This is a genomic window from Streptomyces sp. NPDC028298 (assembly GCF_055565895.1).
In genome coordinates this window covers 1796710-1818684 of the sequence record NZ_JBVHTL010000001.1, presented here as the reverse complement: position 1 = coordinate 1818684, position 21975 = coordinate 1796710, and the positions used below count along the sequence as shown (strand labels likewise).

18 protein-coding genes and 1 pseudogene are annotated in these 21975 nt (G+C 73.3%); 14 read left to right on the top strand and 5 right to left on the bottom strand.

Features of this window, described 5'->3' with window-relative positions; genetic code table 11:
- The first annotated feature begins 157 nt into the window (after positions 1–157).
- The 7 genes from ACZ4TO_RS07850 (at position 158) to ACZ4TO_RS07820 (ending at position 8290) form a co-directional block, all read left to right on the top strand.
- Positions 158–682, top strand: a complete 525-nt coding sequence (locus ACZ4TO_RS07850) for an SRPBCC family protein (protein ID WP_382797228.1) — start codon at positions 158–160, stop codon at positions 680–682.
- 14 nt (positions 683–696) lie between these two features.
- Positions 697–1758, top strand: coding sequence for an LLM class flavin-dependent oxidoreductase (locus tag ACZ4TO_RS07845; RefSeq protein ID WP_382797237.1), 1062 nt, complete (start codon positions 697–699; stop codon positions 1756–1758).
- 269 nt (positions 1759–2027) lie between these two features.
- Positions 2028–2486, top strand: a complete 459-nt coding sequence (locus ACZ4TO_RS07840) for a DUF7144 family membrane protein (protein ID WP_382797227.1) — start codon at positions 2028–2030, stop codon at positions 2484–2486.
- A gap of 114 nt (positions 2487–2600) precedes the next feature.
- The gene (locus tag ACZ4TO_RS07835; protein WP_382797226.1) at positions 2601–3950 is read left to right on the top strand and encodes a hypothetical protein; all 1350 of its coding nucleotides are present in this window, start codon (positions 2601–2603) and stop codon (positions 3948–3950) included.
- Positions 3951–4161: 211 nt separating this feature from the next.
- Positions 4162–5667 carry a hypothetical protein gene (locus ACZ4TO_RS07830; RefSeq protein ID WP_468023708.1) on the top strand — a complete coding sequence of 502 codons (1506 nt, stop codon included), beginning with the start codon at positions 4162–4164 and terminating at the stop codon, positions 5665–5667.
- Between the two features lie 95 nt (positions 5668–5762).
- Positions 5763–7049 carry an AAA family ATPase gene (locus ACZ4TO_RS07825; RefSeq protein ID WP_385040768.1) on the top strand — a complete coding sequence of 429 codons (1287 nt, stop codon included), beginning with the start codon at positions 5763–5765 and terminating at the stop codon, positions 7047–7049.
- Positions 7046–8290, top strand: a complete 1245-nt coding sequence (locus ACZ4TO_RS07820; RefSeq protein WP_468023707.1) for a vWA domain-containing protein — start codon at positions 7046–7048, stop codon at positions 8288–8290. Before ACZ4TO_RS07825 ends, ACZ4TO_RS07820 begins: the two co-directional genes overlap by 4 nt.
- 27 nt (positions 8291–8317) lie before the next feature.
- On the opposite strand, the gene ACZ4TO_RS07815 is transcribed toward ACZ4TO_RS07820, so the two are convergent.
- The 3 genes from ACZ4TO_RS07815 to ACZ4TO_RS07805 all read right to left on the bottom strand — a co-directional run bounded on the left by ACZ4TO_RS07815 (position 8318) and on the right by ACZ4TO_RS07805 (position 11525).
- Positions 8318–9145 (bottom strand): SDR family NAD(P)-dependent oxidoreductase, encoded by an 828-nt coding sequence (locus tag ACZ4TO_RS07815; protein ID WP_468023706.1) that lies wholly within the window; start codon positions 9143–9145, stop codon positions 8318–8320.
- A 118-nt stretch (positions 9146–9263) separates the two neighbouring features.
- Positions 9264–10886, bottom strand: coding sequence for a hypothetical protein (locus tag ACZ4TO_RS07810; protein ID WP_385041324.1), 1623 nt, complete (start codon positions 10884–10886; stop codon positions 9264–9266).
- A 219-nt stretch (positions 10887–11105) separates the two neighbouring features.
- On the bottom strand, positions 11106–11525 hold the full coding sequence (locus tag ACZ4TO_RS07805) for a TOBE domain-containing protein (protein WP_382797219.1): 420 nt from the start codon (positions 11523–11525) through the stop codon (positions 11106–11108).
- A 176-nt stretch (positions 11526–11701) separates the two neighbouring features.
- On the opposite strand from ACZ4TO_RS07805, the gene ACZ4TO_RS07800 reads away from it, so the two are divergent.
- The 4 genes from ACZ4TO_RS07800 (at position 11702) to ACZ4TO_RS07785 (ending at position 14454) form a co-directional block, all read left to right on the top strand.
- Positions 11702–12091: a cell division protein SepF gene (locus ACZ4TO_RS07800; protein ID WP_382797217.1), complete on the top strand. Its 390-nt coding sequence runs from the start codon at positions 11702–11704 to the stop codon at positions 12089–12091.
- Between the two features lie 203 nt (positions 12092–12294).
- On the top strand, positions 12295–13452 hold the full coding sequence (locus ACZ4TO_RS07795; protein WP_468023705.1) for an AAA family ATPase: 1158 nt from the start codon (positions 12295–12297) through the stop codon (positions 13450–13452).
- Complete coding sequence (locus ACZ4TO_RS07790) at positions 13449–13781, top strand: nucleotide pyrophosphohydrolase (protein WP_468023704.1); 333 nt, start codon at positions 13449–13451, stop codon at positions 13779–13781. Before ACZ4TO_RS07795 ends, ACZ4TO_RS07790 begins: the two co-directional genes overlap by 4 nt.
- Before the next feature lie 193 nt (positions 13782–13974).
- Entirely contained in the window at positions 13975–14454 is a 480-nt protein-coding gene (locus tag ACZ4TO_RS07785) for a DUF6099 family protein (protein ID WP_382797211.1), read from the top strand.
- Between the two features lie 79 nt (positions 14455–14533).
- On the opposite strand, the gene ACZ4TO_RS07780 is transcribed toward ACZ4TO_RS07785, so the two are convergent.
- Together ACZ4TO_RS07780 and ACZ4TO_RS07775 are read right to left on the bottom strand one after the other, a co-directional pair.
- Positions 14534–15457 carry an LLM class F420-dependent oxidoreductase gene (locus ACZ4TO_RS07780; RefSeq protein WP_468023703.1) on the bottom strand — a complete coding sequence of 308 codons (924 nt, stop codon included), beginning with the start codon at positions 15455–15457 and terminating at the stop codon, positions 14534–14536.
- A 74-nt stretch (positions 15458–15531) separates the two neighbouring features.
- Positions 15532–16248, bottom strand: a complete 717-nt coding sequence (locus tag ACZ4TO_RS07775; protein WP_468023702.1) for an SDR family oxidoreductase — start codon at positions 16246–16248, stop codon at positions 15532–15534.
- Between the two features lie 221 nt (positions 16249–16469).
- On the opposite strand from ACZ4TO_RS07775, the pseudogene ACZ4TO_RS07770 reads away from it, so the two are divergent.
- The 3 genes and pseudogenes from ACZ4TO_RS07770 to ACZ4TO_RS07760 form a co-directional block, all read left to right on the top strand.
- Positions 16470–17045 (top strand): annotated as a pseudogene (locus tag ACZ4TO_RS07770) (TetR/AcrR family transcriptional regulator); the annotation flags it as partial.
- Positions 17046–17870: 825 nt separating this feature from the next.
- Positions 17871–19364 carry a 3' terminal RNA ribose 2'-O-methyltransferase Hen1 gene (locus ACZ4TO_RS07765; protein WP_382797205.1) on the top strand — a complete coding sequence of 498 codons (1494 nt, stop codon included), beginning with the start codon at positions 17871–17873 and terminating at the stop codon, positions 19362–19364.
- Positions 19361–21904, top strand: coding sequence for a polynucleotide kinase-phosphatase (locus ACZ4TO_RS07760; RefSeq protein ID WP_468023701.1), 2544 nt, complete (start codon positions 19361–19363; stop codon positions 21902–21904). The genes ACZ4TO_RS07765 and ACZ4TO_RS07760 overlap by 4 nt, the downstream gene beginning before the upstream one ends.
- The last annotated feature ends 71 nt before the right edge of the window (positions 21905–21975 follow it).

Here is a 21975-nt window from a genome sequence, read left to right as displayed (position 1 = left end):
GCCCCTTCTCCGCTCTCTTCGAGCTCTTCCCGCTCCCCGCTTCCGGTCCCGCGCCGGGAGCGGTTTTCCTTGACATGACAGTCTATCTACGCAACTCTCAAGGTCAGAGCCCTGGGATGGGTGAGGTCCTGGGGGACGAGAGGAAGGCCGGAGACTCATGGAGTGGACGGGCGCCCGCTACGCGGACCAGCCGACCGTCGATGTGCGGACACGGATCGACGCGCCACCGCGACGGGTGTGGGACCTCGTCTCCGACATCCGGCTGATGCCGGACCTGAGCGCGGAGCTCCAGTCGGTCGAGTGGCTCGACGGCGTGACGGCGCCGCGCGTCGGTGCCCGCTTCGTGGGGCGCAGCAGGCACGAGTCGCTGGGGGAGTGGGAGACCACCTCGTACGTCGTGGAGTGCGAGCCCTGCCGGGTCTTCGCCTGGGCCGTGGCCGACCCCGAACACCCCAGCGCCGTATGGCGGTTCACCCTGGCTGAGGTGGACGACGGTACGGAGCTGACCCAGTGGATGCGGATGGGGCCGGGCCGTTCGGGGCTGTCCTTCGCGATCGACCGGATGCCGGAGAAGGAGCAGAAGATCGTGTTCGTACGGCTGCGGGAGTTCGAACGGAGCATGACGGACACCGTCGCGGCGATCAGGAAGCTGGCCGAGAGCGCGGAAGGGGCGGGGGCGTGATGGGCGGGGGCGTGATGCGGACCTCCACGACGATCGAGGCGTCGGCGGGCGACTGGCGGGAGACCGTCGACTTCGTGGTCGAGGCCGAGAAGCTCGGCATGGACATCTGCTGGGTCGCGGAGGCCTGGGGATCCGAAGCCCCCTCCCCTCTGGGCTACTTGGCGGCGAGGACCGAGCGGCTGCTGCTCGGCTCCGGGATCATCCAGCTCGGCACGCGCACCCCGTCGGCCATCGCCCGCGCCGCGATCACGCTCTCCAACCTGTCCGACGGGCGCTTCCTCCTCGGCCTCGGGCCGTCCGGGCCCCAGGTGATCGAGGGGCTGCACGGAGTTCCGTTCGCCCGTCCGCTGTCCCGGATGCGGGAGACCGTGGAGATCGTCCGGCAGGCCGCCGCGGGGGAGAAACTCTCGTACGAGGGAAGGGAGTTCACGATCCCGCTGCCCGGTGGTGAGGCCCGGCCCATGCGGATGTCGATGCGGGCCGAGCACGACCTGCCCGTCTACCTCGCCACGCTGTCGCCGAAGATGCTGCACCTGACGGGCGAGATCGCCGACGGCTGGCTCGGCACCAGCTTCGTGCCCGAGGGCGCCAAGGAGGCGTACTTCGATCACCTGGACGCGGGCCTCGCCGCGTCCGGCCGCGACCGCGCCGACCTCGACATCTGCCAGGGCGCCGAAGTGGCCTTCGCGGAGGACGAGGACGCGCTGCGCGCCATGGTCGCGGGCCGGAAGAAGGAACTCGCCTTCAGCCTCGGCGGAATGGGCTCCGCCACCACCAACTTCTACAACGCCGCCTACAGCAGGCAGGGCTGGGCGGAGATCGCCGCCGAGATCCACGCGCGCTGGCAGGCCGGGGACCGGGACGGCGCCGCCGGGCTCGTGACCGACGAGATGGTCCTCGGCACCACCTTGATCGGCACCGAGGACATGGTCCGCGAGCGGCTCCGGGTCTGGCGCGCCGCGGGTGTCGACACGGTCCGCTTCTATCCCGCCGGCGCGACTCTGGACGAGCGGCTGACGACGCTGGGGCGCGCGCTGGATCTCGTGGCGGAGCAGAACGGGGCGCCTGTCGCCTAGCTCGCCGGTTTCCGCCCCGGGGCAGCGCGGGGCGGAAACCGCCGTCGGGACCGTCACCCGATCAGTGGAGCCCCCGTGGCGGGGGAAGCGTGGCGGGCGGACGCTCGAACTCCCCGGTGCTTCCGGCACGGGGACGGCCGGCGGCCGACAGCGCAGCGAGGTGGTCGAGCATGAGCCAGGATTCTTCGAGACCTCCGGGCCCCCCGCCCGGTGGTGGCACGGGATCCCCGCCCGGCGGCGGCACGGGATCCCAGCCCAGCGGCGGAGACATGCCGCTGTGGGGAGACCAGTGGTCCGGTGCCGCTCCCGCCGCGGGAGGCATGGGACCGCCGCCCTCCGGCAGCAGCGGCTGGGCGGCCGGCGGAGTCACCTTCGCCGGTGTCCTCATGCTGGTGAACGGGGGCCTCAACATCCTCCAGGGCATCTCCGCGCTCGCCAAGGACGACGTCTACACGCGCGTGAACGACTACGTCTACCGGATCAACCTCACCGGCTGGGGCTGGATCCTGCTGATCCTCGGCGCGATCGCCGCCGTCACCGGCTGGGGGATCCTCAAGGACGCCGCGTGGGCCCGGGTCACCGGCATCGTGCTGGCCTCGCTGAGCATGCTCTTCCAGTTCATGTTCCTGCCGTACGCGCCGATCTGGTCGGTCATCCTGCTGGCCATCGACGTCTTCGTCATCTGGGCGCTGGCCACCTACCGGCCCGACAGCCGACAGCCGCGCTGACGCGGCCCCTCCGCCGAGTGGAGCGAGACACGCCATGGATGACGTGACCGACCGGACGCGAGCAGGTGGGTCCGCGCGAGGCGCCGCCGGCTCCCTCGACGACCCGGAGACGACGTGAGCACCGGAGACGTGAGCGGCGGTGCCGGGGCGAACGGCGGCGCCGCGGACGCGCGCGAGCTGGCCGAACTGCGGGCCCGCGTCGCCGAACTGGAGAAGCGTCCGCCGAGAGCCGAGCACCACCGCGTCCGGTCGACCTTCGCGGTCGTCCTGATCCTTCTCGCGGCCCTGCTCACCCCGCTGAGCGCGGTGGCTGCCTGGTCGAGCGACCTGATCGGGAACACCGACCGCTACGTGGCGACCATGAAGCCGCTCGCCTCCGACAAGGACGTCCAGGACGCCGTCGCCAACCGGGTGACCAAAGCGGTCATGCAGCACGTCGACGTCAAGACGCTGCTCGAATCCGCCGCCCCGGCCGACCGGCCCGCACTGACCAAGGCGATCGGGCCACTGAGCGGTCCGATCACCAGCGGCCTCACCGACTTCGTGCACACCGTGGCCCTCAAGTTCGTCAGCAGCGACGCGTTCGCCACCCTGTGGACCGAGCTGAACCGCAAAGCCCATGCCGCCGTCGACAAGGCGCTGACCGGCAAGGGCGGCGGGGCGGTGAAACTGACCAACGACGCCGTCGTCATCGACCTCGCCCCCGTCATCGACCAGGTCAAGCAGTCCCTCGTCGACCAGGGGCTCGGCGTCGCCGCGAAGATCCCCCAGGTGCACACCAACTTCACGGTGATGACCTCCGACTCCATCGGCAAGGCCAAGAAGATCTACCGGCTGCTCGAACTCGTCGGATTCTGGCTGCCGGTGCTGACGCTCCTGCTGGCGGCGGCCGGTGTGCTGCTCGCCGTCCGCAGACGCCGCGCCCTCGTCACGGCGGCGCTCCTGGTGGCGGCCGGGGCCGCGGTCCTCGGCATTGCGCTGTGGATCTTCCGGGAGATCTATCTGGACGGACTGCCGTCGGACGTCTCCCAGCCCGCCGCCGGATCGGTCTTCGACACCCTGGTGCGCTATCTGCGGACGTCGGTACGGCTCGTCATCACCATCGGCGTCGTCGTGGCGCTGGCGGCCTGGCTGACCGGCAGCGGCCGGGCGGCCTCGCGGGTCCTCGCCGCCTGGAAGGGTGGCATCGGTGCCGTGCGGACGGCCAGCGGGGCCGAACTGGGCGCGGTCGGCGCCTGGGTGCACCGGGCCAAGACCTGGCTGAACTGGACCGTCGTCGCGGTCGCCGCCGCCGTCCTGCTCGTCTGGAACTACCCCACGGCCGCCGTCACCATCTGGATCGCCCTGCTGGCGCTGCTGGCCCTGGCGATCGTCGAGTTCCTCGACGACGACGGCACCCCGCACCTGATCGGCTCCGGCGACGGACCTGTGGCGGGGCCCCCGGAAGCCAGGAGTCCGGCCTGATCCATCGGTTTCCGGCGCGGCCGCACTCCGCGGACGCCGAGCTCCGCGAACGTTCTCCGACGTCCTCCGGCGTCCGTCGACCCCCGTCGGCGGGCGCCGGAGGACGTCCGGGACGAAAGCACCTGACAGATCGTCGGCGTCGGGTTACGCTCCCCGCGATGACTTCCTCCCTGATCAGATTGGGGGACCCGTCCGCGCAAGGTGAGTGCTGATGCTCACTTCGACCGCGTACGAGGATTCCCTCCTCTCCTTCTGGCCGCGCGTGCGTGACTTCGCCGTGCCGCCCACCATGATCGAGACCGCGACCGTCCGCCGCCGTCAGGGGGACTGGGCGGGGGCGTGTGCCGCCGCCGGTGTCGATATCGACCTCGATCTGCGTTCGCTGGCACGTACGCACGGCCGCGAACTGACCTCCCGAATCCGCCGCGATCTGCGTCATCTGGCTCCCGACCTGCTGCGCTGGCACATGCCGAGAGTGGCCCCCGACGGGCTGCTGCGGCCGGGCCTCACCATGACCCTGGCCCGGTACGAGCGTGACCCCGGGCGGGACGACACCGATCCCGTACGACCCGTGCACCTCGTGGTCCGTACGCCGCCGGCCTGGGCGGACGGCGGCCAGCGGATGAGCCTGGCGCTCTGGGACGGAGCTCCCGGCGCGTCCCGCGAGCGGTTCTCCTTCGACACCGGCGCCCGCCGCCATCCGCACCCCCGTCCCAGCCGCCGGTACCGCCTGGACCTGCACCGGCACCTGTGGGACACCCGCAGGACCGACGAGCTGCGCGTCCGTTCCGGAGCCGACCTGACCGCGGGCGACGACCGTTCGGGGAGAGGGGACCCGCCGGGGCCGGCCCCCAGGGACCTCGGCCACGACGCGGTGCCCTGGCCGGTGCTCCAGGACCTCGGCTGCGCCGTCGCCCGATGGGCCGACGAGGCGGCGATCGTGCTGCGCGACCAGGGGCGTACGGCCGGCTCCGTCACCGTGCGGCTCGGAACCGGCCGGTGGCTGCTCCTGGAGCTGGTCGCGGACCCGGCACGCGTCGGGCCGCCCGCCCTGCGGATCACGGACGCGCCCGACCGCGCGGGCGGTGGCGATCTCGCGGTCCCGGCCCTGCCCGACGCCGCGACCTGGATACCGCCCGACCTGGCACTGCTCCGCGCCGGCGCCGTCGAACCCGGGCGACTGCATCCGCTGGTCGCCTCCGCGCTGGCACCGGAACACGGCGACTCCGGAGCCGACGGGCACGCGCGCCCCGCGGGACCCGACGGGCCCGTGGCGGCGGGCGCGGCGCGCTTCGTGGAATGCCGGGGAGCCCGGCACCGGATCGGCCTCGTGGACGGCATGCTCGCGCCGCTCGACCACGATCCGGCCGAGATCCGCAGGGAGGAGCTGCTGGTCGCCCTGACCGGCACCCCCCTTCCCTGCCTCCGGGCGATCGACGAGGCGCACCGGCGGCCGCAGTGTCTCTCCGGTGTCCGAGAACGGCTGCGGCACGGCGACACCGCCGGCGCGCTGGCCGTCGTCGAGGGACTCCTCGGCCCCGACGCGGTGCTGCGCGGCGGCGCCCTGCGGGACGAACTCCAGGCGGCCGCGCGGCGACGTCTCACCTACGGACTGTTCAGGGCCGGACTCACCGGGCCCGGACCCGACCGACTCACTCCGGGGCCCGCCCGGCCTCGCGGTCATCGCTCCCACCCGCGTGACACGACGGTCCGCTGACCGCCCGTCCATCGCTCACCGAAAGCCAGTTGACCGCCCCCGGGGCCAAGCCCCGTGTCCGGGCGGCCCGTTCACGAACCCAAAGGTGATCAGACATGCCCACCAGCACCCCGCTCGCCCCGGCCGAGGCCCACGCGCACGGCGAAGCCGACACCCTCGCGGCCCCGGCCGGACCCACTCAACTCGACGTGGCCGACGCCCTGTCGGCCCTGCTCCGCGCCACCGGGACCGAGCCGCGCCCGGACAGCCAGCTCGAAGCGCTGACCCTCGCCGTCGCCGCCGATCTGCCCGTACTCCTGTGGGGCGAACCCGGGATCGGCAAGACCGCGGCCCTGACCCAGCTCGCCGAGACCCTGGACCTGCCCCTGACCACGGTGATCGCCAGCGTCCACGAACCCTCCGACTTCTCGGGACTGCCCGTCCTCGGCGACGACCCCGCCGAGCAGGGCGTGCCCATGGCCCCGCCGGACTGGGCGGTGCGGCTCGTACGGGCCGGCCGCGGGCTGCTGTTCCTGGACGAACTGTCCACCGCGCCCCCGGCGGTTCAGGCCGCGTTGCTCCGACTCGTCCTGGAGCGGCGCATCGGGGCCCTTCGACTGCCGCCCGGAGTGAGGATCGTGGCCGCCGCGAACCCGCGCTCCTCGGCGGCCGACGGCTGGGAACTGAGTCCGCCGCTGGCCAACCGGTTCGTCCATCTCCAGTGGGCCCACGACCACGAGGTCGTCGTACGCGGACTCGGTGGCACCTGGCCGCGGGCGACCCTGCCACGGCTCGACCCCGACCGGCTCCCGGAGGCCGTGGACTTCGCCCGGCGCGCGGTGTGCGGGCTCCTCGCCGCACGTCCCGCACTCGTCCACCGGCTGCCCGGCGGCGAGACCCGGCGCGGCGGTGCCTGGCCCTCACCCAGGAGCTGGGAGACGACCGTGCGGCTCGTCGCTTTCGCCCACGCCGCGGGTTCCTCCCGGGAGGTGCTCTCCCTGCTGGTCAGAGGTGCCGTCGGTGACGGCCCCGGACTGGAACTGCTGGCGTGCGTGGACCGCATGGACCTGCCCGACCCCGAGACCCTGCTCGCCGACCCGGCGGCCGCCGTCCTGCCCGAGCGGGGGGACCTGCGCCAGGCCGTCCTCGACGGCGTCGTGGCCGCGGTCCGCGAGCGGCCCGACCGGGCCCGCTGGGACGCCGCCTGGGCGCTCCTCGTACGGGCCCTGGACACCGGCGCCCCGGACCTGGTGGTCGTTCCCGCGACGACCCTCGCGACGCTGCGCCGGGAGGACTGGGACGTCCCGGCGTCCATCGAGCGGCTGGCCGGGGCGGTGGCCCTGTCCCGGCGCGCGGACGAAGCGGCGGCCCGCGTCGCGGTCGCCGCCGAGGCGCGCCGATGACCGCGACGACCGGGACCGCACCCGGGACCCTCGACCTGGACAAGCTCTACGCCGCCCGGCTGCACGCGGTGCGGGCCCGGCCCTATCTGGCGACGGCGCTGTTCGCCCTCCACACCGTCGAGTCGCGGTGGGTGCCGACGATGGCCGTCGACCGGCACTGGCGGTGCTACGTCTCGCCCGCCTTCGTGGACCGCACTCCCGTCGAGGACCTGGCCGGGGTCTGGGTGCACGAGGTGTCGCACCTGCTGCGCGACCACCACGGGCGCAGCGAGCGGTTCGCCCGCCGACACGGGCTCACCGGCCCGGCGGAGCGCCTGCGGATGAACATCGCCGCCGACTGCGAGATCAACGACGACGCATTCGGGACCGGGCTCGTCCGGCCCGAGGGCGCCGTCACCCCGCAGTTCCTGAACCTTCCCCCCGGGGAGCTGATGGAGGACTACCTCCGCCAGTTCCGGCTCGGGCCGAGCACACAGAGCCTGGCCTGGCTGGACTGCGGCAGTGGCGCCGACGGACGCGAACGCGAGTGGGACCTCGGACCCGACGGCGCGCACGGCCTCAGCGCGCAGGAACGCGACGCGGTCCGCTTTCGGGTCGCGCAGGGCATCAAGGCGCGGCCCGGGCGCAGTCCGGCCGGCTGGGAACGCTGGGCGGAGGAGGCCTTCCACCAGCCGCAGCCGTGGCGGGAGTTGCTGGGGGCCGCCGTGCGCTCGGCGGCCTCCGGGCCCGGTGCCGGGGAGGACTACACCTACGGCCGGCCGTCGCGCCGCTCGGTCTCGTTGCCCGGTGTCGTCCTGCCGAGTCTGCGCCGCAGACCGCCGAGGGTGTCGGTCGTCATCGACACCTCCGGATCGGTCAGCGACGCCGAACTGGGCAGCGCCCTTCTGGAGGTCGCCGCGATCTCCCGTGCCGTGGGCGGCCGCCGCGACCTGGTCACGGTGGTCTCGTGCGACGCGGCGGCGGGGGTCGCGCACCCCCTGTGCCGGGCCGAGGGGATCCCGCTCCTGGGCGGCGGCGGTACGGATCTGCGCTCGGGTTTCACCGCGGCGCTACGGGCCCGGCCCTGCCCCGACGTCGTGGTGGTCCTGACCGACGGACAGACCCCGTGGCCGGAATCGCGGCCCCCGTGCCGTACGATCGTCGGCCTGTTCCCGCGCGGGGACGGCTCCTGGGACGAGGACGATCCCGACTACGTGCCCGACGCGCCGCCCGCATGGGCCCGGGTGGTCGAGATCGGCTAGGCCCGTCCGGGCGTGATCCGGCGTCCCTCACACGCTGTACCCGCCGTCCACCCCCAGCGCCTGCCCGGTGATGAAGCCCGCGCTGTCCGAGGCCAGGAACGCGACGGCCTCCGCTACGTCCCACGCGGTGCCGAAGCGGCGCAGCGGGGTGTTGCGGCGGGTGATCTCCAGTGCCGCGTCGTCGAGTTCGCCGGAACCGATCAGCCGGGCCGCGATGCCGTCGGTCAGCATGCCGGGTCCGACGCAGTTCACCCGGACGCCGTAGCGCCCTTCCTCGGCGGCCAGGGCGCGGGCGACCGCCTCGACCGCTCCCTTGGGCCCCGAGGAGAGCCCGTCGCGCACCGGATACCGGCGGGTGGCCACGGTGGTGACGGCGACGACGCTGCCCCGGCTCTCCCGCAGCGGCGGCAGGGCGGGATGCACCAGGTTGAAGAACGCGCCCGCGTCCGCGTCGAGCTGGGCACGGAACGCGCTCGGCGTGACCCTGCTCAGGTGCACCATCGGCACGTGCGGGCCCGCCGCGTGGACGAGGGTGTGCAGTCCGCCGAGCGCGGCGGCCGTCTCGGTCACGGCGGCGGCGACGGCCCGCTCCTCGCTCAAGTCGAGCCGCAGCGCGCGTACTCGGCGTCCCCGCTGAGCGAACTCCTCCTCGGTCCGCGCGGCGAGCGTGTCGGCGGCCGCCCGGTCGGAGCGGTACGTGAACACGACGTCGCTGCCCCGCTCGGCGAGTGTCCGCACGATCGCCGCGCCGATCCCGCCGGTGCCGCCGGAGACGAACGCGACCCCTTTGAGGTGCGCGAAGTCCGGTCGATGCGCGAAGTCCGAGCGTGGTGGGAGGTCCGACGGTTCCGGCATGGGGCTTCACCGTCCCAGGGAGTCGGGAGTCGGGAGTCGTGAGCCGGGTCATTCCAGCACGTCCGCCTCGCATGCACCAGAAGGCGGGCGGGGCCGGCGAGAGAAGCGTGCGCGGCGCTCAGGGCCGGGTCGTCGGCAGATGGAGGTCCGTGCTCGACAGGGTCATCGGGGACGCCGAGACGGCGCGCAGGCGCATGCGGACGCCGGCACGCGGGAGTGTGAACCTGCCGTCGGGGGGCCGGAGTTCGTAGCGGCCGAAGGCGTGGCCGGCCAGGGTGGCGGGGCCGGAGATCACCGACCAGTAGCGGCTCATGCCCTGGCCCGTGGTCAGCGTGAAGTGCGGACTCAGCGCCTCGGCACCGAGGTTGGTGACGCCGACCGTGAGTCCGGTCAGGGAATGGGCGGCGCGGCGGGCCTCGGTGACCCGCATGCGCAGCGGCGGTGACCCGGTGGCCGCCAGGCTCACCGCGATCACCGACGGGGCCAGCAGCAGGGCGACCGCGGCCACCCGGACCCCGCGTCGGTGCGGACCGCGCAGAAAGGCCGGACGGGGCTGCCACGCGGTGCGGAAGGACTGCCAGGGCGCGGTGATCACGGCGGCCACCCACAGCGGTGTCATCAGCAGGTAGTAGCCGTCCTGTGAACGGGTCGCCGCGTAGAAGGCGCACCAGGGCAGCACCGTCGCCGCCGGCCCCAGCCGCCGTACGAACAGCACGAACAGCGCCAGCAGACCCGCGGCCAGCAGCAGGCTCGCGTGCGCGTACCAGGCGAGGCGGTCGCTGCCGTCGGTGAGATACAGCGAGATGCCGACCAGGCCCTGTCCGTGGATGTCCGCGTCCTGGGTGAGGGGCAGGGCGATCCCGGAGAGCCAGGCCCGCGGCTCGCTCACGACGAAGTACGCGTTGATCAGCAGCCAGGTGGTGGCGGCGACGCCCACGATCCGGCCCACCGCCATCGCCGCCGCCCGCGCGCCCAGGTCGCCGCGGCGCAGCGCGTACACCCCGGCCAGCAGGAACGGCGCGAGGAACCAGGGAAGTTGCTGCGCGGCGCAGGCCGCCCCGAGGCAGACCGCCCGCAGGATGTCGGCCCGGCCTCCGCGGCCCGTGCGCGGCCATCCGATCACCACCGGGACGAGCAGGGCGCAGGCGAGGACCGCCGGGTAGCCGAGCCGCGCGTACGTCGGCAGCAGACCGAAGCCGAGGCAGGACAGCGTCGCGGCGGACCGCCACGGCACCGGCAGCATCCGCCACATGACGGCGGCGCCCGCGATCAGGGCGCCGGTGCCGACCATCGTGGCGGCGGCCGAACCGTGTCCGACCCACAGCAGCGGAGCGGTGAGCATGAGCGCGAGCGGCGGATAGCCGTACGTGTAGTCGTAGCCGCCGTTCATCGTCGCGGTGAGCGCGACGCCGTGGCCGAAGAGCCAGGGCCACGGACGGCCGTAGACCTGGTGGCCGGCGACGAACTCGTGGGCGGCCCGGGTGGTGAGGACCGACTCGTCGCTGCCCTGGTGGTTCATCACCAGTCCGCACACCACGAGCGTCACCGCGGTCACCAGGACGACGAGGTCGAGCCGGGCCAGCGAGCGGCCCCGGCGCACGACGAGGGTCAGTACGCCGGTCGCCAGGATCGAGGCGTAGCAGAGCGAGACGACCGCGGCCACGAGGAGCCGGTGGCTCGCGGCCTGCGCCCACAGCGGGCGCGTACCGATGAACAGGCTGATGTCGGCCAGGAGGGTCAGGGCGCGGTGCCATTGCGCGGGCGCCTCGTCCGGGTTCCATCGCGCGGCCGGCCCGCCGGGCGAGACCTTCGCGGGGGTCTGCCGACGGACGGGCGTCGTCGTGATTTCTGCCGAGTACACGGCCCGAAACGCTAATTCTCGCCGGTGAGCGGGGCGCGGCGGGACGTGAAGAGTCGGGTGTGAGGCCAGTAAGAGCATGTCCGCCCCTGCTGGGGAGCGTCAGGCGTTGGACAGCGACACCTCGGTGGACTTGATCAGCGCGACGACCTCGGAGCCCTCCGCGAGGCCCAGGTCCGCGACGGCGTCCTTGGTGATCGCGGAGGTCAGCTCGCCGCCGGCGACCCGGACCTTGACGCGGGCCATGGCGCCGCCGGAGGTGACGTCGGTGACGGTGCCCGGCAGTTGGTTGCGGATGCTCAGCCCGTCCACCGGGCCGGTCGCGAGGGAGACCTCCGTGGACTTGACGAGGGCCCGCACGGTGGAGCCGGAGGCCAGGCCGAGTTCCTGTACGGCTTCCAGGGTGACGGCCGCGGTGATCTCCTGTCCGGCGTCGAGCCGGACCTTGACCGTCGCCATCACCTCACCGGGGGTGACGGACGTGACGGTGCCGGGGAGTTGGTTGCGGATGCTCAGGCTCATGCGGAGGCCTCGCTTGCCGGGCTGCGGGATGGATAGGGGCGTATATGCGTAGCTTGCCGCACGCGTCGGCTCCCGGTCCGGGTTCGCGGACCGTGTCGCTGTTGGGCCGAACGGGTGACCATGCGTAAGAATTGCCCGGTGCAGACAACGAGTGCGAGCCAGGACGGGGTGGATCGATGACCGGCCACGACGTCACCGATGAACAGTGGGAAGGGCTCGCCCAGGTCGTTCCGTTGCGCGGCCGGGACGCCTGGCCGTCCGCGGTCCGTCACCGGTCGATCCCCGAGGCCGCGACCGAGACGCGGCGCCGCTTCGTGGTCCTGCGGGTGAACGTCTTCGCGGACGCCCGCGACGTCGCCGAGACGCTCATGTCCGGCGTCCCGGTGCTCCTCGACCTGACCGGCGCGGAGACCGAAGTCGCCAAGCGGGTCCTGGACTTCAGCACGGGCGTGGTCTTCGGTCTGGCCAGCGGGATGCACCGGGTGGACCGGAACGTGTTCCTGCTGACGCCCCCGGGGACCGAGGTGCGGGGTCTGATGGAAGGGGTCGCCGTTCCCGGCCTCTGAGGGGGCCGGCGTTCCGGGCTCCTGAGAGGGTTGCCGGTCCCGGCCTCCGATGAGGGTCGCCGTTCCCGTCCTCTGGACGGGGCGGCGTTCCGGCCTCCGGCCTCCGACCGTGCCCGACCTCGATCGGGGGCCGCGTCCCCCGATCGTAGGAAGGTCCCCCGGGCGTAACGGTTCGCCCCGCCGCGGAGGCCTACCGTCCGCATATGACTCTGTCCTCGCCGGAAGCTCCCACGGCGGTGGCGGCGCGCCCGGTCCGTCCGGGCGTCACCGAGCTGCGGCTCGCCGCCTTCGCCGCCCACCGCCGCGTCCGGTTCCCGCTCGGACCGTTCACCCTGGTCGCCGGCCCGAGCGGCAGCGGCAAGACGACCGTCCTGCGGGCCTACGAGGCACTGGCGCGGCTCGGTTCCGGAGCCGGGCTCGCCGAGGTGTTCCCGGACCCGGCCGCGTGCGTGCCCGAGCGGTCCCGGCCCGACGCCCAGCTCCGCCGGGGCTTCCGCATCGGCTGCACGGTCGACGGCCCCGAGGGCCCGGTGCGGCTCGACGTCGCCGTCCAGGCCGAACCCGAACTGCGCGTCGTGGGCGAGCGGTTGTCGGCGGGCGGGCGGACCCTGCTGGAGACGGCGCTGCGCGACCCGGGCCGCCCGTCCGTCCAGGCGGCCTGGCACACCGGCGGGTCCTCGGCGGTGACCCGGGTCCCGCTCCCCGACGACCGCCTCGGCACCGCGCTGCTGCCCCTGCGCGTCGCGGGCCGCACCGCCGGGGAACGCCATGTCCTGGCCGCGGCCGAGCAGATGGTGCTCGCCCTGCGGTCCGTCTACGTCTGCGATCCGGACCCGGACTCCATGCGGGCCCCCGTCCCGCTCGGCCCGGGGCGGCTGCTGCGCGGCTGCGGCAACCTCGCCGAAGTGCTGTGGCGCACCCGGTCGGAGTGCGGCCACCGGTACGCCCACCTGGTCACGGCGGTGCGCGCCGGATGCGCCGGCCCGGTCACGGACGTCCTGGCCGACGTGCTCGGCGACGGCACGGTCCGTGCGCTGCTCGACCGCGGCGACGGAGTCCGTACGCCGCTGGGGCTGCTCGGGGACGGCGAGCTGCGGTATCTCGCGCTCGCCCTCGTGCTGCTCACCGGCCCCGGCGTCCTGGAGGTCGACCCGGCGGGCGAGGTGCCGGCCGCGCTCCAGACGCTGACGGTCCTGGCCGACGGCCTCGACCGGGGACTCGACGCCCGGCAGGCCGGGGAACTGGTACGGCTGGCGGGCCGCATGTGCGAGCGGGGGCACATCCGGCTGATGGGCGCGGTGGGCGACGGGGTCCGCGCGCTCGGAACGGCCGGGGCCACGGTGGTAGACCTGACGCCGTGAGTGAACTGGACGTAGCGACGCTGCAGCGCAGACTGGCCGAGTTCGCGGCCGCGCGGAACTGGCAGCCGTACCACACCCCCAAGAACCTGGTCGCCGCCCTCAGCGTGGAGGCGTCCGAACTCGTCGAGATCTTCCAGTGGTTGACGCCGGACGAGTCGGCCCGCGTGATGGCGGACCCCGACACCGCGCACCGCGTCAACGACGAGGTCGCGGACGTCCTCGCGTATCTCCTCCAGTTCTGCGAGGTGCTGGGCATCGACCCGCTCGCCGCCCTCGCCGCGAAGATCGACCGCAACGAGGAGCGCTTCCCTGCGCCGGGAGAGCCCTGACGGGCCGGTCGTTCCGCGGCGCACAAAACGGAATCTGACACTCTCCGTAGTTGTCGTGGCGCTCCGATGCGATTCCGTGTCCGCAGATTTCGGGCTTCCTCTGGCTTTTCGTCTCAACGGACTTCACTCTGGGTAGTGAACAAGGGAGTTCGGGTGGACGTGCGAGAGCGCGTCGGACAGACGGGGGCAGCGCATGGAAGCGGTGCGGCTCATCGTGGCGAGCAGACGCGCCCTGGCGGAGAGCGGTGAGACTCCGGAGGTGATGGCGGAGGCGTGGCAGGCGCATTCCCTGGCGCAGGCGATCGGGAGCCGCCTCGCCGTGTCCGGGCCCCCCGAACTCCGGGGAGAGGCCCTGGGGTTGACCGAGCTGGCGGGCCGCGGCTGCGGGGTGCTCGGCGATCACGCGCTCGGGGTCGGCGCCTTACGGGCCGCCCAGCTCACGGAGCTGGGCGACGCGCGCGAGGCACTGCTCTGTCTCGGCAGCCTCCTCGCCGAGGTCGGCATAGCCCTGGTCGGCATCGCCTGCGCGGCGGACGACGAGGGGAGGTACTGGCAGTGCATGGAGGCGATCGACGCGGCGGACGAGTCCCGGGACCGTGTCCTGGAGATGCTGAGACGTCTCGCGGTGCGGGACGAGAAACGCGTGGTGGAGCGGGATCCGGCCACCGGGTAGCAACGAGGCCTGCGCTCCCTGGGGAACCGGTCCCGGTCATGGCGGGGCGCCCGACCGGAACCGCTCGTGGTCCTCGCGGTCAGGCGAGCTGCGGCGCCACCGCGGAGGCGATCAGGTCCAGGTGGTCGAGGTCGGTGAGGTCCAGCATCTGGAGGTACATCCGCTGCGAACCGACCGCCTGATACCGGGCGATCCGTTCGACGACCTCCGCCGGCGAGCCCGCGAGCCCGTTGGCCTTCAGCTCGTCGACATCGCGGCCGATGGCGTCAGCCCGCCGCCTCACCTCGCTGTCGGTGCGGCCGACGCACACCACCAGGGCGTTGGAGTAGACGAGTTCGTCGGCCTTGCGTCCGGCCTGCTGCAACGCCGCGCGGACCCGGCCGAACTGCTGCTCCGTGTCCGCGACCGAGGCGAAGGGGATGTTGAACTCGTCGGCGTAGCGTGCGGCGAGCGCGGGGGTCCGCCTGGCGCCGTGGCCGCCGATCAGGACGGGCACCTTCGCCTGCGCGGGCTTGGGCAGCGCGGGGGAGTCCTTGAGCTGGTAGTACGTTCCGTCGAAGGTGAAGCGCTCGCCGACCGGCGTGCCCCACAACCCCGTGACGACGGCGAGTTGCTCCTCCAGCCGGCCGAACTTCTCCTTCGGGAACGGAATGCCGTACGCCGTGTGCTCGGCCTCGTACCAGCCGGCGCCCAGGCCGAGTTCGACACGGCCGCCCGACATCTGGTCCACCTGCGCGACCTGGATGGCGAGGACGCCGGGGAGGCGAAAGGTTCCGGCGGTCATCAACGTACCCAGGCGGATGCGGCTCGTCTCGCGCGCGATGCCGGCCAGGGTGATCCACGCGTCGGTGGGACCGGGGAGTCCGTCGACGGATCCCATGTGCACATAGTGATCAGAGCGGAAGAAGGCTCCGTAATGAAGGTCTTCGGCGGCCTTGGCGACGCGGAGCAGCGTCTCGTAGGTCGCGCCTTGCTGCGGTTCGGTGAAGACTCGAAGATCCATGTATCCATCATGCACCGGTCACAACAGCCGTCCCGTGCCGAACCGCTGGCGCATCGCGCACCGTCTGCGCGGGGCTACCACCTCTGCACGGCGAGCTGCGGGTACAGGTCGCTCACTTCGCCGGAGAGGGTGGCCTTGACCTGACGGGTGAGGGCGTCCGCGAGGACCTCGTGCGCGTCGGTCTCGATCCCGTCGAGGGCCTGTCCGGCGACGCTGTCGGCGGAGACCTTGGGTACGTCGAGGCTCGCGGTCAGGTCCGTGTCGACGTAACCGACGTGCAGCCCGGTGACCTTGACGCCGCGCGGCTGGAGCTCCAGTCGCAGGGCGTTGCTCTGGGACCACAGGGCGGCCTTGGCGGCGCTGTAGCCGTCGGCGCCGGGCACCGTGACCCAGGAGAGCACCGAGTGGACCGTGAGGATGTGCCCGTCGCCGTTGCGCTCCAGGACCGGGACGAAGGCCCGGGTGGTGAGGAGCGGCCCGAAGAAGTTGATGTCGAACTCGCGCCGTATGTCCTCGACGGGGGAGTCCAGGAACGACGTGGGGGTCGTCGCGCCCGCGTTGTTGATCAGGATGGTGACGTCCTGGGCCCGCGCGGCGGCGGCCGCGACGGACGCGGGGTCGGTGACCTCCAGGGCCAGCGGTACCGCGTCGGGGTGCGCCACGGTCCGCGGGTCGCGGGCCGTCGCGTAGACCTTCTTGGCGCCGCGTTCGTAGAGGGCGTCCACGAAGGCCTTGCCGATGCCGCGGCTGCCGCCCGTCACGAGTGCCACCGAGCCGTCGATGCTGGTCATGATCTTCTCCTTCTGAGGGCCGCCGGGAATCGGGGGTGCGGGGTGACCGGGGGCGGGGCGTGACGGTGTGCTCGAAGGGCGGTCGGTCGTGCCGTCCGCCGTGTCGTCCGGCGGTCCCGTCCGCCGTGTCGGCCCCATCGTAAACCGATCGGTTTTCCGTGCTGTCCGCACTGTAAACCGATCGGTTTCCGAGAAGCAAGCGGAGAACGTAAGCTGGGCTCATGACTCAGGCGACCCCGACCGCGACCGCCGGTTCACCGACCCGCGACCGACTGCTCGACGCCGCGGCCGAGCTCTTCTACCGCGAGGGTGTCGGCGTCGGTGTCGAGGCGCTGTGCCGGGTGGCGGGGGTGTCCAAGCGCTCGATGTACCAGCTCTTCGACAGCAAGGACGGCGTGCTGGCGGCGAGCCTGGAGCGCAGCGCGCCCGCGTACCTGGCGTTCCTGCTGCCCCCCGACGACGGCCGGGCGCCGCGTGATCGCGTCCTGCACGTCTTCGAACGGCTGGAGGAGATGGCCGCGCGTCCGGACTACCGCGGCTGCCCCTTCGTGGCCGTGAGCGCCGAGCTCAAGGCGCCGGACCATCCCGCGAGCCTGGTGGCCCGCCGCTGCAAGGACGAGCTGACCGCGTTCTTCCGGCAGGAGGCGGAGCGCGGCGGAGCCGGGGATCCCGAACTCCTCGCGCGCCAACTGACCGTCGCCTTCGACGGATCGGGCGTCCGGGCCGTCATGCAGGGCCAGGGCCTCGACGGCCTCGCCCTCGCGACCGCGGCCGCCCTGCTCACGGGCGCGGGCGTGAACGGCCCCGAGGCCGGGGCGGACGTCGGCTCCGGCCCCGCCACCGGCCCCGACTCCGGCACAGACGACGCCGGGACCGGCACCGGCTCCGGCTCCGACTCCGGCACAGACGACGCCGGGACCGGCACCGCCACCGGCCCAGACTCCGGCACAGACGGCCCCGACGCCGCCCTCGACGCAGACACACCCCGGCCCTGACCCCGCTCCGGAAGCCGACGCGGGCCCTGGCGCCGGCTCGGGCCGTGACACCAGCCCGAGTCCCGACGGCAACCCGCGCCCACCCCCGGCCCTGACGGCGGCCTCGCGCCCAGTCTCGGCCGCGACGGCGGCCCCGCGCCCAGTCTCGGCCCCGACGGCGACCCCGCGCTCAGTCCCGGCCTCGACGGCGGCCCCGCGCTCGGTTCCGGCCTCGACGGCGATCCCGCGCTCTGTCCCGGCCTCGACGGCGCCCCTCGCCCAACCCCGGCCCCGCCGGCGGGGCCGTGCGACCCAGCCCGGAAACCTCCGGCTGACCTGCCCGGACGTCACGGCCGGCGTCCTCGAACCCTTCGGCCGTGGCCCCGGCCCCCGGCGAAAAACCCCGGGTCCACCTGCGGTTTCCGCTGTACGTTGTGGGGGCGCGCCGAGGGCAGGCGTCGCCCCCGCGGTCGGCCGCGGCGCGGCGTGGCCACGGGCCGCGCGGGCCGCGGAGCAGCGGGGCCGGCGACGGCACAGGCGTGCTCGCCCACGCTGTGACCCGACGGCGTCCGGAGGACGCGCACGCGCGCCGGCCGGACGCGTCGCCGGGTCCCCACAGCTCAGAAGACGTATCGAGGCAGACACACCGTGTTCCTGACGATCAGTACCACCGGTACCCCAGAGCGGCCCGCGACCGACCTCGGCTTTCTGCTGCACAAGCATCCTGACAACGCGCAGAAGTTCTCGACCTCGTACGGGACGGCGCACGTGCTGTACCCCGAGGCGACCCCCGAGCGCTGCACGGCCGCCCTGCTCCTCGAGGTCGACCCGGTGGCGCTGGTCAGGCGCGGCAAGGGGAAGGGGCGCGGTGGCGCGCCCGACGCGGCACTCGCGCAGTACGTCAACGACCGCCCGTACGCCGCCTCCTCGCTGCTCGCCGTGGCGCTGAGCGCCGTGTTCTCCAGCGCGATGAAGGGCCAGTGCAACGCCCGGCCCGAGCTGCCCGCCGAGCCGAGGCCGCTGCGCGTCGAGGTGCCCGCGCTGCCCGCCCGAGGCGGAGCCGACCTGGTGCGCGGGCTCTTCGAGCCGCTGGGCTGGACGGTGACGGCCGAGGCCGTGCCGCTCGACGAGCGCTTCCCGGAGTGGGGCGACTCCCGCTACGTACGCCTGGAGCTGGCGTCGAGGGAGCTGACGGTCGCCGAGGCCCTGCGGCACCTGTACGTGCTGCTCCCGGTCCTCGACGACGCCAAGCACTACTGGGTGGCGTCCGACGAGGTCGACAAGCTGCTGCGGGCGGGCGAGGGCTGGCTGCACGACCACCCGGAGCAGAAGCTGATCACCAGCCGCTATCTCTCCCGGCGCTGGTCGCTGACCCGGGAGGCCCTGGAGCGGCTCGAACTCGCCCGGCTCGCCGAGGCCGACGACATCGCGGTCGAGGAGATCGACAACGCCGTCGACGAGGAGACCGACACCGAGGAGAAGCCGATACCGCTCGCCGTGCAGCGCCGGGACGCGATCCTCGCCGCGCTGCACGCGTCCGGCGCGAGCCGCGTCCTCGATCTCGGCTGCGGACAGGGCCAGTTGGTGCAGGCCATGCTCAAGGACACACGCTTCACCGAGATCGTCGGGGTCGACGTGTCGATGCGGGCGCTCACCATCGCCTCGCGCCGCCTCAAGCTCGACCGCATGGGCGAGCGGCAGGCCGCACGCGTCCAGCTCCTCCAGGGCTCGCTCGCCTACACCGACCGCCGTCTGAAGGGGTACGACGCCGCCGTGCTCAGCGAGGTGATCGAGCACCTCGACCTGCCCCGGCTGCCCGCCCTGGAGTACGCGGTGTTCGGCTCCGCCCGCCCGCGGACCGTCCTCGTGACGACCCCGAACGTCGAGTACAACGTCCGCTGGGAGACCCTGCCGGCCGGCCACTCCCGGCACGGCGACCACCGGTTCGAGTGGACCCGCGAGGAGTTCCGCTCCTGGGCCCGCACGGTGGCCGGACGGCACGGGTACGACGTGGAGTTCACCCCCGTCGGCCTCGACGACCCCGAGGTCGGCCCGCCCACCCAGATGGCCGTCTTCACCCTGGCCACGAACCCGGCCGGCACCACCGGCACCCCGAACGCGAAGGAGGAGAAGGCCGCATGAGCGAGCAGACCGAACAGGGGCGCGTCCTGCCCGTCACCGACCTCTCCCTCGTCGTGCTCATCGGCGCCTCGGGCTCCGGCAAGTCCACGTTCGCCCGGCGGCACTTCAAGCCGACGGAGATCATCTCCAGCGACTTCTGCCGCGGTCTGGTCGCCGACGACGAGAACGACCAGAGCGCCAGCGGCGACGCCTTCGACGTCCTGCACTACATCGCGGGCAAGCGGCTCGCGGCCGGCCGCCGGACCGTCGTCGACGCCACCAGCGTCCAGCAGGACAGCCGCCGCCAGCTGATCGAGCTGGCCAGGAAGTACGACGTCCTGCCCATCGCCATCGTGCTCGACGTGCCCGAGGAGGTGTGCGCCGCACGCAACGCGGCGCGCACCGACCGCGCCGACATGCCGCGCCGCGTGATCCAGCGCCACATCCGCGAACTGCGGCGCTCGCTGCGCTCCTTGGAGCGCGAGGGCTTCCGCAAGGTGCACGTCCTGCGCGGGGTGGCGGACGCCGAGAACGCGTCGGTCGTGACCGAGAAGCGGTTCAACGACCTGACCCACCTCACCGGCCCGTTCGACATCGTCGGCGACATCCACGGCTGCGCCTCGGAGCTGGAGACCCTGCTCGGCAAGCTCGGCTACGTCGACGGTGTGCACCCCGAGGGCCGTACGGCCGTGTTCGTGGGCGACCTCGTCGACCGCGGCCCGGACTCGCCCGGCGTGCTGCGCCGCGTGATGTCCATGGTCGGCTCCGGCGACGCCCTGTGCGTGCCCGGCAACCACGAGAACAAGCTCGGCCGCTACCTCAAGGGGCGCCAGGTCCAGCACACCCACGGACTCGCCGAGACCATCGAGCAGATGGACCGGGAGAGCGAGGAATTCCGGGCTGCCGTACGGGAGTTCGTCGACGGACTGGTCAGTCACTACGTCCTCGACGGCGGACGTCTCGTCGTCTGTCACGCCGGTCTGCCCGAGAAGTACCACGGCCGCACTTCGGGCCGGGTGCGCTCGCACGCGCTGTACGGCGACACCACGGGGGAGACCGACGAGTTCGGGCTGCCCGTGCGCTATCCGTGGGCGGAGGACTACCGGGGCCGCGCGGCGGTGGTCTACGGACACACCCCGGTCCCCAACGCCACCTGGCTCAACAACACCATCTGCCTGGACACCGGTGCCGTGTTCGGCGGCAAGCTCAGCGCCCTGCGCTGGCCGGAGCGCGAGCTCGTCGACGTACCCGCCGAGCGGGTCTGGTACGAGCCGGCCAAGCCGCTGGCCACCGAGGCGCCCGGCGGTCACGAGGGCCGTCCGCTGGACCTGGCGGACGTGCACGGCCGCAGGGCCGTCGAGACCCGGCACGCCGGGCGGGTGGCCGTCCGTGAGGAGAACGCGGCCGCGGCGCTGGAGGTCATGAGCCGTTTCGCGGTGGACCCGCGGCTGCTGCCGTACCTCCCGCCGACCATGGCGCCGACCGCGACGTCGCACCTCGAGGGCTATCTGGAGCACCCCGCCGAGGCCTTCGCGCAGTACCGGGAGGACGGGGTCGCGCGGGTCGTGTGCGAGGAGAAGCACATGGGATCGCGGGCGGTGGCCCTGGTGTGCCGGGACGCGGACGTGGCGCGCGAGCGGTTCGGCGTCGACGGTCCCACCGGGTCGCTGTACACCCGTACCGGCCGGCCCTTCTTCGACGACTCCGCCGTCACCGAGGAGATCCTCGGCCGGGTGCGCGCCGCCGCGACCGAGGCCGGTCTGTGGGAGGAGCTGGGCACCGACTGGGTGCTGCTGGACGCCGAGTTGATGCCGTGGTCGCTGAAGGCGTCCGGGCTGCTGCGCAGTCAGTACGCCGCTGTCGGCGCCGCGTCCGGGGCGGTGTTCCCCGGGGTGCTGACCGCGCTCGAAGGGGTCGCGGCGAGGGGTGTCGACGTCACGGACCTGCTGGCGCGCCAGCGCGAACGGGCCGCTGACGCGCGGGCGTTCACCGACGCGTACCGCCGCTACTGCTGGACCACGGACGGCCTCGACGGCGTCCGCCTCGCGCCGTTCCAGATCCTGGCCGTCCAGGGCCGGAGCCTCGCCGCGCTGCCGCACGACGAGCAACTCGCCCTGATCGACCGGCTCGTGGAGAACGACGGGAGCGGACTGCTGCACACCACCCGGCGGCTCTTCGTCGACACCGGGGACCCGGAGTCCGTGCGGGCCGGTGTCGACTGGTGGCTGGAGATGACCGGCCGCGGCGGCGAGGGCATGGTCGTGAAGCCGGTCGGAGCGGTGGTGCGCGGCGGGCACGGGCGCCTGGTGCAGCCCGGCATCAAGTGCCGGGGCCGTGAGTACCTGCGGATCATCTACGGCCCTGAGTACACCCGTCCGGAGAACCTCGCCCGGCTGCGCGGCCGCTTCCTGAACCACAAGCGGTCCCTGGCCCTCCGCGAGTACGCACTCGGCCTGGAGGCCCTGGACCGCCTGGCCGAGGGCGAGCCCCTGTGGCGCGTCCACGAGGCGGTGTTCGGAGTCCTCTCCCTGGAATCCGAACCGGTCGACCCCCGCCTGTAGCGGGTCCACCCTCGGACCCGGACCGGCCCCGCCAGGGGCGCGGTGAACGGCGCGCCCGGCCCCCACCGGAC

Excerpts from the sequence above, each read along its gene's own strand:
- ACZ4TO_RS07775 (WP_468023702.1), bottom strand. The coding sequence starts at position 16,248 with ATGACCAGCATCGACGGCTCGGTGGCACTCGTGACGGGCGGCAGCCGC.
- ACZ4TO_RS07815 (WP_468023706.1), bottom strand. The coding sequence starts at position 9,145 with ATGCCGGAACCGTCGGACCTCCCACCACGCTCGGACTTCGCGCATCGA.
- ACZ4TO_RS07800 (WP_382797217.1), top strand. The coding sequence starts at position 11,702 with ATGACCGGCCACGACGTCACCGATGAACAGTGGGAAGGGCTCGCCCAG.
- ACZ4TO_RS07760 (WP_468023701.1), top strand. The coding sequence starts at position 19,361 with ATGAGCGAGCAGACCGAACAGGGGCGCGTCCTGCCCGTCACCGACCTC.
- ACZ4TO_RS07785 (WP_382797211.1), top strand. The coding sequence starts at position 13,975 with ATGGAAGCGGTGCGGCTCATCGTGGCGAGCAGACGCGCCCTGGCGGAG.
- ACZ4TO_RS07795 (WP_468023705.1), top strand. The coding sequence starts at position 12,295 with ATGACTCTGTCCTCGCCGGAAGCTCCCACGGCGGTGGCGGCGCGCCCG.
- ACZ4TO_RS07780 (WP_468023703.1), bottom strand. The coding sequence starts at position 15,457 with ATGGATCTTCGAGTCTTCACCGAACCGCAGCAAGGCGCGACCTACGAG.
- ACZ4TO_RS07840 (WP_382797227.1), top strand. The coding sequence starts at position 2,028 with ATGCCGCTGTGGGGAGACCAGTGGTCCGGTGCCGCTCCCGCCGCGGGA.
- ACZ4TO_RS07850 (WP_382797228.1), top strand. The coding sequence starts at position 158 with ATGGAGTGGACGGGCGCCCGCTACGCGGACCAGCCGACCGTCGATGTG.
- ACZ4TO_RS07845 (WP_382797237.1), top strand. The coding sequence starts at position 697 with ATGCGGACCTCCACGACGATCGAGGCGTCGGCGGGCGACTGGCGGGAG.
- ACZ4TO_RS07805 (WP_382797219.1), bottom strand. The coding sequence starts at position 11,525 with ATGAGCCTGAGCATCCGCAACCAACTCCCCGGCACCGTCACGTCCGTC.
- ACZ4TO_RS07830 (WP_468023708.1), top strand. The coding sequence starts at position 4,162 with ATGCTCACTTCGACCGCGTACGAGGATTCCCTCCTCTCCTTCTGGCCG.
- ACZ4TO_RS07820 (WP_468023707.1), top strand. The coding sequence starts at position 7,046 with ATGACCGCGACGACCGGGACCGCACCCGGGACCCTCGACCTGGACAAG.
- ACZ4TO_RS07825 (WP_385040768.1), top strand. The coding sequence starts at position 5,763 with ATGCCCACCAGCACCCCGCTCGCCCCGGCCGAGGCCCACGCGCACGGC.